The sequence below is a fragment of the Wolbachia endosymbiont of Onchocerca volvulus str. Cameroon genome (genome assembly GCF_000530755.1).
Classification (GTDB): Bacteria; Pseudomonadota; Alphaproteobacteria; order Rickettsiales; family Anaplasmataceae; genus Wolbachia.
Genome location: NZ_HG810405.1, coordinates 586,928 through 600,215, shown reverse-complemented (window position 1 = coordinate 600,215; position 13,288 = coordinate 586,928). Strand labels below are relative to the sequence as shown.

General features: G+C 31.8%; 8 protein-coding genes and 1 pseudogene. 5 read left to right on the top strand and 4 right to left on the bottom strand.

Annotation, left to right across the window (positions count from 1 at the left end):
• The first annotated feature begins 280 nt into the window (after positions 1 to 280).
• From WOVOC_RS02525 to WOVOC_RS04950, 3 genes are all read left to right on the top strand, one after another.
• Positions 281 to 1,390 carry an outer membrane protein assembly factor BamB family protein gene (locus WOVOC_RS02525; protein ID WP_025264217.1) on the top strand — a complete coding sequence of 370 codons (1,110 nt, stop codon included), beginning with the start codon at positions 281 to 283 and terminating at the stop codon, positions 1,388 to 1,390.
• Positions 1,383 to 2,771, top strand: a complete 1,389-nt coding sequence (gene lpdA / locus WOVOC_RS02520; RefSeq protein ID WP_025264216.1) for a dihydrolipoyl dehydrogenase — start codon at positions 1,383 to 1,385, stop codon at positions 2,769 to 2,771. The genes WOVOC_RS02525 and lpdA overlap by 8 nt, the downstream gene beginning before the upstream one ends.
• A 169-nt stretch (positions 2,772 to 2,940) precedes the next feature.
• On the top strand, positions 2,941 to 3,102 hold the full coding sequence (locus WOVOC_RS04950) for a hypothetical protein (protein ID WP_369665128.1): 162 nt from the start codon (positions 2,941 to 2,943) through the stop codon (positions 3,100 to 3,102).
• A gap of 2,246 nt (positions 3,103 to 5,348) precedes the next feature.
• Here the strand turns inward: WOVOC_RS04950 and trxB are convergent.
• The 3 genes from trxB to dapE all read right to left on the bottom strand — a co-directional run bounded on the left by trxB (position 5,349) and on the right by dapE (position 8,228).
• The gene (gene trxB / locus WOVOC_RS02505) at positions 5,349 to 6,305 is read right to left on the bottom strand and encodes a thioredoxin-disulfide reductase (protein ID WP_025264214.1); all 957 of its coding nucleotides are present in this window, start codon (positions 6,303 to 6,305) and stop codon (positions 5,349 to 5,351) included.
• The gene (locus WOVOC_RS02500; RefSeq protein ID WP_014869318.1) at positions 6,306 to 6,905 is read right to left on the bottom strand and encodes a peroxiredoxin; all 600 of its coding nucleotides are present in this window, start codon (positions 6,903 to 6,905) and stop codon (positions 6,306 to 6,308) included.
• A gap of 117 nt (positions 6,906 to 7,022) precedes the next feature.
• Entirely contained in the window at positions 7,023 to 8,228 is a 1,206-nt protein-coding gene (gene dapE, locus WOVOC_RS02495) for a succinyl-diaminopimelate desuccinylase (RefSeq protein ID WP_025264213.1), read from the bottom strand.
• 42 nt (positions 8,229 to 8,270) lie between these two features.
• Between dapE and WOVOC_RS04990 the strand changes: the two are divergent.
• Together WOVOC_RS04990 and WOVOC_RS02475 are read left to right on the top strand one after the other, a co-directional pair.
• Positions 8,271 to 9,610: pseudogene (locus tag WOVOC_RS04990) on the top strand (iron-containing alcohol dehydrogenase).
• A gap of 1,206 nt (positions 9,611 to 10,816) precedes the next feature.
• A complete protein-coding gene (locus WOVOC_RS02475; RefSeq protein ID WP_025264209.1) occupies positions 10,817 to 11,191 on the top strand; it encodes a ferredoxin family protein in 375 nt (124 codons plus the stop codon).
• A 1,664-nt stretch (positions 11,192 to 12,855) separates the two neighbouring features.
• Here WOVOC_RS02475 and WOVOC_RS04655 read toward each other — a convergent pair.
• Positions 12,856 to 13,059 (bottom strand): hypothetical protein, encoded by a 204-nt coding sequence (locus tag WOVOC_RS04655; protein WP_014869315.1) that lies wholly within the window; start codon positions 13,057 to 13,059, stop codon positions 12,856 to 12,858.
• Positions 13,060 to 13,288 lie beyond the last annotated feature (229 nt).

The following is a 13,288-nucleotide window of genomic DNA, read 5'->3' as shown; positions in this document are numbered from 1 at the left end:
TGAATCAAAGGTTAGTTGTAAGAGATCTAATGGATATTTTTACCACTAAAGTGGAACATTATTTTTATTTTTTAGCTTTTTTGAAAATAACGTAAATTAAAGTGGCTGAATTTATCAATGACTTTTAATCAGTTGTTATTCTGGCATGTTAGAAGTGTTTTTACATAACAATATAATTTTCTTTTATAAATGAATGCCTACAATATACAATAAAAATATTTTCGTTGTGGTTGAGATTTCTGATATGTATATTATTAATAAGTCTTGTATTTAACAAGCAATGAAAGTAATGGTTGTTATGATAGTGTTGTTGTGTAGTAGTTGCACAATAGCAAGTGAGTGGATAAACATAGTGGATAAAAAATTATCTCAAGGATATGTGGCTCCAGTTCTTGTAGAAAATAGTGTTATTTTAGTAGACAAGCACGGTACCTTATATTCCGTTGATGTTGATAATTTAAAGGTTATGAATTGGAAATTGCACCTTTCGCACAAAAAAAAAATTGGTAATATGAGTCTATCACCTCATGGAGGAAATGTTTTTTTTATAGCAAATAATATTCTATATGCGATAGATGTAAAAACTGGTGAGATTCAATGGGAAAAGGAACTGAGAGCTCCAATAAGAGGAAAAGCAGTAGTAATATATAATAAATTGGTAGTATTAACTATTGATAATTTTCTATATGCCCTTAATATAAAAGACGGTAGCCCAATTTGGGCTCACCAAAATGGAGTTAGTGAAGTACGAGGTTTATATTCCATATCACCTGTAGTTTCTGATAATAAAATAATAGCGCCATTTTCAAATGGTGAACTAATAGCTTTTGATGAAGGTGGTGAAAAATTATGGAGTCAAAAATTGGCTATAAGCCTTTTAGATACACAGATTACAGATATAACTACTACACCAAGAGTACTCGATAATATTTTAGTTGTTACAAACAGTTCTTATGTTTATGGTATCGATGTAAAGTCAGGGAACATTCTATGGTCAAAACCACTGCAAACAAAAAGTGTATCAAACATTGTGCCATATTATAATTCTTCTATTCTTACAAAAGAGCAAAGAGCCGGTGGTAGAATTTTTTTAATTACTAGAGATAATAAAATAGTTGGCATTGATGTACGAAATGGAAAAACAATCTGGACATCTGATTCAATAGAAAATACGCAGTTGTTTACTTTAATTATGCATGCCAATACGTTATGGATAACAAGCAATAAAGGTTTAATGTTTGCTTTTTCTGAATCTGAAAATGCATGGAAAGCAATCAAAATATCAGGTAATGTGTTTCACACTCCAGTGTTCATTCGTGATAAGATATATATAACGACTGAAGGGAATGGTGCTTTTTATTTAGAAAATAGGTTTATTTTTTATGACTGATCATGATCTGATTATTATAGGCGGTGGTTCAGGTGGTTATAAATGTGCTGTTTTAGCTGCAAAGCTTGGGATGAAGGTTACTTGCATAGATAAGAATAGCATTCTTGGTGGGACATGTTTGCGAGTTGGGTGTATACCTTCTAAAACGTTACTTCACTCTTCTTATGAATATATCCATACGAAAAACGATCTATCAAAACTTGGTATAAAAGTTAAGGATGCAAGTTTTAATCTAAAAGAAATGCTAGAATATAAGGACGCCAAAGTTAAAGAATTGGGACAAGGAATAGAGTATCTCTTTGACCTTCATAAGATTACTAGGATTACTGGACTTGGGAAAATTACTTCTTTTGATCAAGGTAATCTTGAAGTTTCGGTTGAAGGTAAGACGCTGAAAACAAAAAATATAGTAATCGCAACCGGTTCTGATGTCATCTCCTTACCAAGAGTTAATATTGATGAGAAAAACATTATTTCATCCACCGGCGCGTTATCTCTAACTGAAGTACCAAGAAGACTTGTTGTAATTGGAGCTGGAGCAATAGGACTTGAAATGTCTTCTATATGGAAAAGGTTAGGGTCTGAAGTTACTGTAGTAGAGTTTCTCGATAGAATCGCTACAACAATGGATGTAGAATTGAGTAAGTCTTTATTTTCCAGTTTGCAAAAACAAGGAATAAAACTTTTACTTAGCACTAAAGTTGAGGAAATAAAACAAAATAGTGATTTTTTAAGTGTAAAAGTTTGCTCTGTTCAAGGCAGCCAAGTAAATACTATAGAGGCAGATAAAGTGCTCATTGCAGTAGGTCGTAAACCATATACTGATGGTCTTGACATTGATGGCAAAATAGAAAGAGATAGCCGTGGCTTTATTCAAGTTGACAATAAGTATGAGACCAATATAAAAAGAATATTTGCTATTGGTGATTCAATCGGTGGGGCAATGCTTGCTCATAAGGCGGAAGAAGAAGGAGTGGCAGTTGCAGAAATAATAGCAGGGCAGTCACCTCATATTAATTATGAAATTATGCCATTTGTTATTTATACCCATCCTGCGGTTTCTTCAATTGGCAAAACTGAAGAGGAACTCAGAAATGCTGGTTGGAAGTATAAAGTTGGTAAATGTCAGTTTGCTGCAAATGGTAGGGCAAAAATTATTGATGATGCTGAAGGATTTGTAAAAGTACTAACTTGTAGCAAGACAGATACAATACTAGGTGTGCATATCATAGGGGCATATGCTGATACGCTAATTAATGAAGCAGCAGTTGCAATGGCATATGGTGCAGCAGCAGAGGATATATATAGAATTTGTCACTCTCATCCTGATGTAAATGAAACCTTCCGTGATGCATGCACTGATGCATTCTTTAAAAAGTAACTATTGAACTTAGGTTCAATTATTGAAAGTTGATATGAATAGTGAGGTACAAGTCTTGTTTGCTCAACACTTTGTAAAATGATATATGAGAGACCTAAAAGACATGATAAGTTTTCTTAGTACTCACATTGTATGAGAAGTAGGTATTTTCTCTTTGGAAAGATTGAGCGTGCGCGAGCTTAGAAGTTGGCTTACCTTTTGTTATACAAGAGGTGTAAATGTGGGATCGAATACTCGTGCATTGTCAGTAATTAGAAATTTTTTCAAGTATATAAAAAGCAATTGTGAAATAAACAATGAGACTATATTTTCCTTATCTAGGCCAATTTAGAGAAGAACTTTACCAAGAGCATTAATCAATATCTGATGTAAGAACTTTAATGAAAGAATGAAACTGTCTGACCTAGGTGAACCTTGGGTGATAAAAAAAGGAATTGCGATTATTATTCTACTTATATGGCACAGGGTTAAGGATCGGTGAGAAGCATTTAAGGTTAGTAATAATTAATAATGGAAGTTTAACAGTCATAGTAAGGGGGGGGACAAAGTGAAGGCAGGTGTGTTGTTTTTCTCAGTAGTAAAAAAGTGCATGCAAGAGTACGTAAAAGCTTTTCTTTACCTTAGCGTTAATAATGAAGTACGATATCTATTTATGAAACTAAGAGGAAATTGAAAAGAACTTATGTTGTTAATCGTCTAGAAAAAGTAAAGAAAATGTTAAATTTGTCAGAAATCTTATCCACGCATGTATTACGTCATAGTTTTGTTACTCATTTGCTTTAAAAAAACATTGATATAAGCTTAATACAGCGACCTGCTTAGCTATTTAAGGTTTTGAAACTGCTTAAATCTACACTCATTTGAATTATTAAGATGTTTTCAATATGTATAAAGATACTTAATGGAGTTTTAAAAAGAAATAGAAACCTTTGTAACTCTAAAAGAGTCGGTGGTACCATTAAGTTCTACTTCTTTGTTCATTTTTTTATACAAAAAAAGCATCCTGCTTCTAAAATGCCCAATGCAAATACAACAAGAAAAGTGCTTATCGCTTATCTCTAGTATAATTATTCATTATTAAATATACACCTTCAAACAATACAAAAAATGTAGAAGTGAAGTACCTTACACTGGAGCTCTATCTCTGAAGATCTTGGTTTTTTTTTAATCTTGGTTTTGAGCTTAAAGTGGAGTGTTTTTCATTAACGAGTTGAACTTCCCTGATCAGGGGAATTGATCATTGTTTACTGATTTAATTTTTCTTTTTTTATATATTTCTAACTTTTTCCCTTGCAAGTTGAATATCTTTCTCCTTTAAATTCACCTAAAAGGTTCTATGCAAATAGTTCATTATTTGTCTTTCTAGGAAATTTTTTACTTAAGCGTTTTTAATAGTGCTTAATCAGATCGTTAATGTTCCTCAACATAACAGCAATAACTGCATAATTTATGAAACAGCTATCTTTCACCAATTTTTTCATATTACTTAAACCTCTTTACTATAGAAGAAGTTAATTGTTTCTTAATAGCAAGTTTAACTAATTTATCTTAATCGTATGTTTTATTGCTCTATTGTAGGCGTTGATTTTATTTGATAATCTAGATTTTATGTTTTTAAAAGTTTAGTCAATACTTCTTTTTTTATTTTCTATTCTTTCTTCTAATGAGGTCGGAATAGCTTGTGCTTCTTTTGTTTGCACCTCTTTTCCAGAGAGCAGTTAGAGTTAAATGTTTGCTCAGTAAACCCTTACTAGCCAGATATTTGTTTCACAAATCTTGTGCGCTAGATTTAGTACTCCTTGACTCGTCAAAGCTCAGTGTCGACTAAGATTTTCTTAATAAACTTCTGCTCAATAAATTTTCCTTCTTGTGCTTTTAAAGATTTTAATTATATTATATACTTAAACTTTCTTACAGCATGACCTTAGGGCCTTTATTCTTACAATTTCTAATATCAATTTTAATATCTAAGATATACAAGTAATTTTTCCACTATCTCTAGCTCTAATTTGGCAGACAATACATAAAAACTGCATACTAGCTATTTGTGTCTAAGTCCTAAAAATGCAGCACCGCGAAAAGCATTAGTGTACCGTAATTGCTCTCCTCATGTGTAACTTGCTTATTCTGAGTATTAATATTGAATATCATTTTTTCTTAATGTAATTTATCAATTACTACTGGCAGTAATAGATGTTAGAAATAGATACATCAAAAAGCGTCATACCTTTACCTTCTTAGTCAAACGTACCAACATCCGTACTTTTTTTCAGAGGTTGTTGTTTTAAACCTTCCAAGGTCTTCATCATCAATAGCCTAAAATAACTTTTTTATTGGCATATTAAGTGGTTTTTGAAGTTTTTTAATTAAATGTTTGCTATTATATTGTTTACTATCTTAGCAACATTTACTTGCTCTTTCTATATGGTTTTCTGCCTACTGATTAAAAAGATATTCTCTATATTAAACATGTTAAAAATGTTCTTAATGACTTACCATTATTGTGCAACAAAAAAAGAAAATAATAATAAAACTCTCTCTTCTTTTATCGGAGGTACTTCGTATATTTTCTGTTTTTTAACTCTTTACGCTTGTACACCTTAGAAATTTTTCTGCATCAAGCGCAGCCATGCACCCTGTGCCCGCTGCAACTACTGCCTGCCGGTACACCTTATCTTGAACATCGCCTGCAGCAAACACTCCTGTCCTACTGGTTAGAGTTGTACCAGGCCTTGTAACTACGTAACCTTGCTGATCCATTTCAACAAATCCTTTTAAAATACCTGTATTTGGTGTATGCCCAATTGCAATAAATACTCCATCCACTTTCATTTTTTGGATTTTATTAGTCTCTGTTGATTTAATTATAATACCAGTAACTTTTTTCGGATTTTCTTCTCCAAGAATTTGCTCTACAGTATGATTCCATATTACTTTTATCTTATCTTTTCTAAAGAGCCTATCTTGTATTATCTTTTCTGCTCTTAATTTATTGCGCCTGTGTATCAGTATAACTTCTTTGGCAAATCGAGTTAAAAACATTGCCTCTTCAGCAGAGGTATTTCCACCACCAACTACAGCTACGACTTTATTTTTAAAAAATGCACCGTCACAAGTTGCACAAGCTGAAACTCCATAACCTTGAAATTCTTTTTCACTCTTGAGACCAAGCCATTTTGCTTGTGCACCAGATGCAATTATAATTGCATCTGAATAGTAATTATTAGTCTTACCAAAAGACTTGAACCTATATTCATTAGAACCTTTAAGGTGTTCAATACTTGTTATTTCATCGTCTACTATTTTTGCACCAAATTTCTTTGCATGCAACTTCTTTTGTTCCATGAGCTCTGAGCCTTGTATTGAAATGAAACCAGGATAATTTTCAACATCTGTAGTAATCATAAGTTGACCACCAGGTTGCATTCCAGTTACTACAATTGGCTCTAAATTTGCACGCGCTGCATATATAGCAGCAGCGTAACCAGCTACCCCAGAACCAATAATAAGAACTTTTGTACTAAATAGCCCCATCTACAATTCTTCACTATATGAATTTAAGTAATCGGCTATCCCTTCGTTGCTTGCTTGTATTGCTGGTTTACCTTTTTTCCATCCTGCTGGACATACTTCACCATACTCTTTGTTATGCTTAATCGCATCAACAATCCTAATAAACTCATCAATATTGCGTCCTAGAGGTAAATCATTTATTGACTGATGACGTATGATAAATTTATCATCAATAACAAAAGTAGCTCTTAGTGCAATTGAGTTATCATATAATACTTCATAGTCTTTTGATATAGACTTTTTGATATCAGACACCAAAGTATAGCTAACCTCTCCAATACCTCCATCATTGACTGGAGTCTCTCGCCACTTATAATGTGAGAATTTTGAGTCTACACTTACTCCTATGACTTCAACGCCACGTTTTGAAAAATCTTCTATTTTATTACTAAACGATATCAATTCAGTTGGACAGACAAAAGTAAAATCTAGTGGATAGAAAAAAAGGACAGCATATTTATCTTTTATGTGTTTGCTTAAACAGAAGTCATCAACTATTTCTCCATCAGAAAGAACAGCAGGGGCAGTGAAATCAATAGCAGGCTTTGTCACAAGATTCATAACTAACCTCTTCATTTTAAAACAATTATAATTTTACAATATAATGAATTTACATGCAAGTTTTCTTTTTTCTTCAGGAATTTTTCCAGTTAACTTTCTACTAGCATGAAATACGCCTTAAGCTAGCAATGGACCATCAGGCATATTGCTAATTACATTAATCTGATTTACTATCTTGTTAGTGGGGTAAAAATAATTTTTTATAAATTCCTTATATATAGTTGTTAATTTATGTATATCATCTACTAACACGCATTCATTTACTTGGTGTGTGGTTTTGTTGACCATACCAAATTCAACCACTGGGCAAACATTTTTGATAAATGCAGCATCAGACGTGCCACCACTCGTGCTCATTACAGCATCAATATTGGTAACTTTGTTTATTGCATCAAGCATAATATCAATATTCTTATCAGGAATAGAAAGAAAGGCACCTCTATTGTTGTAAATAGAAAGCTTATAATTGTTAGTTACGCTGGAGCATATCTCATTGACTAACTTAAATAAAGTATCAGGCGTTTGTATATCATTATACCGAATGTTGAAATTTGCAACTATTAAATCGGGTATTAGGTTGTCAGTATTATTTCCAACATCAATAGTAGTAACCTCACAATTTGAAGGCTGAAAATATTTATTACCATTATCAAGAGTAGTATTTCTTATCTTACTCAATATTGATATCATCTTATATATTGGATTGTCAGCTAAATCTGGGTAGGCAACATGTCCTTGTTTTCCATGGCAAGTTAATTTGAATGTTGCAGATCCTCTTCTGCCTATTTTTATAGTGTCGCCTAGTTTTTCATTGCTGGTTGGTTCAGCAATTACACAATAGTCCATCTTTTTTTGTTTACTTTCCATCCACTCTAAAATTGCTTTTGTTCCATATTCTTCCATGCTTTCTTCAGCACTGGTAATCAATGCACTTATCGAACCGTTAAACTGAGATTTTCCTGCAACAAAGTTTACCATAGCAGCAATAAATGCAGCTACTCCACTTTTCATATCAGCTGCTCCTCTTCCATACAATATTCCATCTCTAACTTTTGGATTAAATGGATCAGATGTCCAGTTTTTTAATTGACCTGGTGGCACAACATCAACATGTCCAGCAAAACATAAATTTGGCACTCCATTTATATATTTTGCATAGAGATTTTTAACTTTAGCTTCGCTATCACCGAACTCTAAAATCTTACACTTAAAGCCACTTTTCTTAAGAATTGTTGCTATATGTTCTATTGCTCCATCATCTTTTGGTGTTATGCTCTTAAAAGAAATCAACTTCTTAGTTAGCTCTACAGGATCAATCTTCATGTCAATCTTGAAATACTGATACTATTATAATATAAACATACTATGCATTATTTAAAACAAATATTACACCAAGCTAAGCAAACTTTTATAAGTGAAATAATAGTAGATCATCATCTTGTTGATAGTATACATAAAATATGTACTAAATATGGGAATAATATTTTGCTGGTTGCAGATGAAAATACGGCAGAGTTTTTGAGCAAAAACATATTTAATAAAATTTCTCACTTCATTATTCCTAGTAATATCATTAGCTCTCTTGCAAGACCTTATGTTGTTTTGAATGCTTCTAAAATTTAGTCATCTCAGTGCTCCGACATTAGGATCCAGAAAAAAAGAGTATGGGTTCCAGTGTTAAGCACTGGAATAATGCCAACTAAGGAAACGATGGTAAACAGAGTTACTTCTCTTGAAACCGTTAATCTAGTTAGAAGTAGGGCAAAGGATAGTGATTTAATAGTTGCACTTAGTAGTGGTACTGTTAACGATATCTGTAAGTACGCGAGCTATCTCGAAGGTAAAAACTACATATCCTTTCCAACAGCTGCTTCTATGAATAGGTATACCTCTTCAAACGCTTCTATCTTAGTAGATGGATATAAAAAATTTTTAGTAGCACACCTTCCAAGGGCAATATATATATTGATACCAATATAATTACCAATGCACCATTGCGCCTAACATTGAGTGGATTGCGGATTTTATCTGCCGTTCAACAGTGCAAGCTGATTGGCTATATCTCATCTACTACTTGGCACGGAATATAATGAATTGCCTTTTATACTTCTTTGTGATCTGGAGGAAGTTTTACTCAGAGAGTATTTGGCACTTGCAGAAAAAAGCAAAAAGGTAGTTTTATTACTTATGGAAGCTCTACTGATTTCAGGACTTGGGATGGTAATATCAAAAGGCAGCTATTCTGCAAGTCAAGGAGAGCATATGATAGCTCACACAATGGAGATGGTAACAAAAGATTATTCTTCTTCATTACATGGAGAAAAAATTGCTGTTACAATGATCACTATGGCTAATTTACAGGAAGAGAATCAGTGTCATGCTGCTTCGATGATAGAGGGCTTAACAGAATGCTTTGGTAATACCGAATTTATAGAAATCCTAAAGCAGAAGCAAATTATGCAGCAAAAAATTAAAGAGATTATTCATAAGAATGGAATGATATTTCCAGCTTAATTAAGCAAAACCTATTACCTGTAAAACTTCTGCAGAAAATGTTTGAAGATTTGTCAATTCCACACTTACCAGAACATCTCTGTTGGAATAAAGAGCAATATTGCAAAGTGGTTAGCCTTATGTTTACAGCAAGAGATAGATTCACCTTTCTTGACCTAGCTCACTGTATGGGGGAAAGTAAAATGTTGTAGCTAAAAATAATTTAAAAAATTGTTAATGCTTTATTTCTTGATAATCGCTCTATTTTACTTTCTAACTCTAGTTTTAAAAGAACAATTAAAACTAGGTTTATGGACAAACACGCTTTATCAATGTAGGCTTATCATCTTATTAAGAGATATAGAGTTGATATGACTAACTATGATTGACTTTGTTTGCTATAATTTTCTCGTGCTTTTAGTTAACAGTACAGCACTCAACATCGAATAAGCTTTTTTGCTGAGTAGGTGAACTGAACTTAATATTCTTTATTATGTCATTAGCGGATTTAATAAGTTTAGCATTGCTTTTGATCAGATAATTGCTTCCACTGCAGTGGGAGCTGGAGAAAATCTAAAAACCTTAAATGCTTTTATTTCCTGGTCTAAAGGAAAATTTGCTGTTGTTAGAAAATTAGGCTTTTAATGTTAAAATTGCTATAAAACTTAGCAAAAGACTAGATATAATTTGATTCTTTTGAGGAAAATACTAAGGTTCTGACTTAGTAGCAAACGGAAGCTCAGTAATTTTTCTGTATAAATTAAAATTTTCCCTTATGCGAACTACATCAATCCTTTTTTTATAGCAATGATTAGATAATTTCTATATATCAAATTGTTTGCTGCAATGCTTATTTCTTTTGCAAGTTCGGAAACTACCATAACCAGCTTCGCTTAAATTATGTGCTAGCTTATTGACAAGATTTTTCCTATTTGCTGAAGAATTACACTCATTGATTATTACAATTATCTAATGAATTAATGATGACATATCATCAGGTATAGTTATTATAAGTAGATAATCTCGTATACTTCTTAAAAAGTTAGGACACACATGGATTGCATGTAGGCATGACTTTATCTCTAATTTTCTCTGCATTGTTGATTTCTTTCACGTATTTTGAACACTGCATATCTTTTTGTTGTTAATGAAAACCCATTCAGGTATTTTAGTTCTTTGCCTAATGACTTACATACTTTCTTCCGCACGAAAAATTTTATTGACCCTAAAGGCTTCTAGTCAAGCTTGACTATATCTCTAATTCTCTATTACTCAATTTATTTATTCTCATGAAGGAATTTTCTTCCACTTACTTGGAAGTAACCTAATAATATTTATTAACATTTAATCTATAATGAAAAGATTTGAATTTCTTATCAGTTTAGTGTACTCAAAATGTATAAATATACGCTACTTATATGACACATTTTATTACCGATAAATGCATAAAATGTAAATATACAGATTGTGTAGAGGTGTGTCCTGTTGACTGCTTTTATGAGGGTAAAAACATGCTTGTAATTAATCCAGATGAGTGTATTGATTGTGGAGTGTGTATACCTGAATGTCCAGTAGATGCAATTGTAACTGATGATTCTATAAAAGACATTTTAGAATTAGATGAAGAGTTGCTGAGCAGAGAACAAAGAAATTTCAAGTTGTTTTACAATATCAATGTAGAATATTCACAGAAATGGCCAAATATTACAGCTAAAAAGCAACCTTTGAGCACTGCAGAAGAGTATAAGGAAAAAAAAGACAAAACAGCTTATTTTGTTGAGAATCTAGAGTAACTCTGTTAAAGAAAAAGAAAACTTTTCTTAATATCTTGTGCTGGTTGTTTTTGATCGCTGGAAGTGCTTATTTTGTTTGTATTTAATACTAGCTAGTTGACTTAGAAATAAATTAATCCAGATAGTAACACAGACAGTTTTATTGCTGTTTAACTATTAATAAGTGGATGAAACAGCGATATAGAGGACGGAACATGAATATTAAAGTTAAAGCAAACTGTGTGCAAAAACTACTAAATGTGTTTCAGTGTATTTGGTTAACCTAATTATATTTTTAGTTTGTCATTTATTATTTTGTTTATTAATTTTATTCATTTTCTCAGAAGAACCTATTGCTAATATTTTTCATATCTTCTCTAATGCTGATATAGCCATTGGAAATTATTGATAAATTAAGGGATATGGGTAGTAGTATATGGCGATAAAGTAGTGAGTGAGAAATGAGGAAAGATATCTAATAGATTTAAGTAGAACGGAAGAATATTTCAGAGTCTTATATAAAGAAGTAAGGAGATTATTAAAATACAACGGAAGACAGATATTAAATGCGATTTTGCAGATATTATGATATTATGTAGAGGATATCAATGTAGGTACTTATTATTCAATTTTCTGTTGTGAAAAGCGGTGAATCCTTGAAAAATTGAATTATGAATTCTTGAACATATTTAAGAGAGAGATAAGAAGAGATAAACAGCTAAGCCTCGTATAAGTTAAAGTCAATCTGTCAAAACAGTAGGAAAAGGGGGAGTTAAAAACTACGGTGAGGGTAGAAAAGTAAAAGGTAAGAAAAAAGGCATAGTAGACTTTAGATACACAGAGATACCCTAACTAGGTTGCTATCAACAAGAAAGTAAGGATTTAAAAATACGGCTAAGAAAGCGGGTTGCAAAAAGGGCTTCTGCTTGGATCAACAGGAACAGAGGGCTATCAAAGAATAAGATTTATTTACAATATCTAGTAAAAATTTTATATATCTTGCTGTAATTAAGGTTATGGTAAAAAGTAATTTTTTTCAATTTTACTAATTTATGAAAAACTTCTAAGACAATTAACACCTCGGTAACAAGCCATCCTGTTTCTTAAGAGCACCTTTAGTGGCAAATTTTATACTTTGTATTCTAAGTATTTGAATTACTACTTTTATTGCAAACTTGAATGCTTCTTATACTGATTGAACTATTTTCGTTATAATATCAGCAAGTGATCTAAAGTCTTTTTTTTACTCTGCTACCTTAAACAACTTTCTATGTTACTTTCTTGAATGTTTTTATTTTTTTTTAAATTTTTGTACAGAGGTAACAAATTTCTTATCGTTTACGTGTGATGACTATAAAACTCTTGGCAATAAGATCTTCAAGGATGTCATTTTGGTTATTATTACATAAATGTTAGTCTCATTGTTCTATAAGGAGCTTTATCAAATCGGGAAGTTGTTCTTTAAAGTTTGCTCTTTATCTGATATCATAAACGTTTAATGGGTAAGCTGATGTAAAAAGGTATTGGTGTTTCTATATTAAGACTTTCACCAGAATAACAGCATACTATAAATAGTAAAGTTTCTGAATTATGAGCATTATCATATCCATTACATTTTGTCTGCTCCTGTGTCTAATAATAACTTTGCTACTTCTTTGCTCTTACCTTTTTTGATATAAATAATACTATGGGTTTTCGCTATAGCTATCTTTCATATTAACGTTAGCTATCTTTTTTAATAAATATTTGATTAGTAGCACACGTGCAGCTTCTTTTTCTTTGTACTTAATTATGTTACTCAGTAGCGTTTTTTCTGTGATATTATTGCAACTATTATATAACTTGAGCATTAAACTTGAATTGAACCGACAGTTCTTTTTACCATTCATATATGGCGCTAAAATTTTTCTTTAACTAATTTTTTGTTTCCTCGTAAATTCAGTATAACTAACCTTACAGAATCAATGTTATTATTTATTCTTGCAAATGTATTGCTCAAATTTTTGAATTGAGACTCATTTTGTTGTGCTATATTACTAAGATGAAAATTGTTTAATAATATAATAAATCTAAAAGGTTAAGAGTTCTTGTCTTTAACACTTATATCTATCACCATGC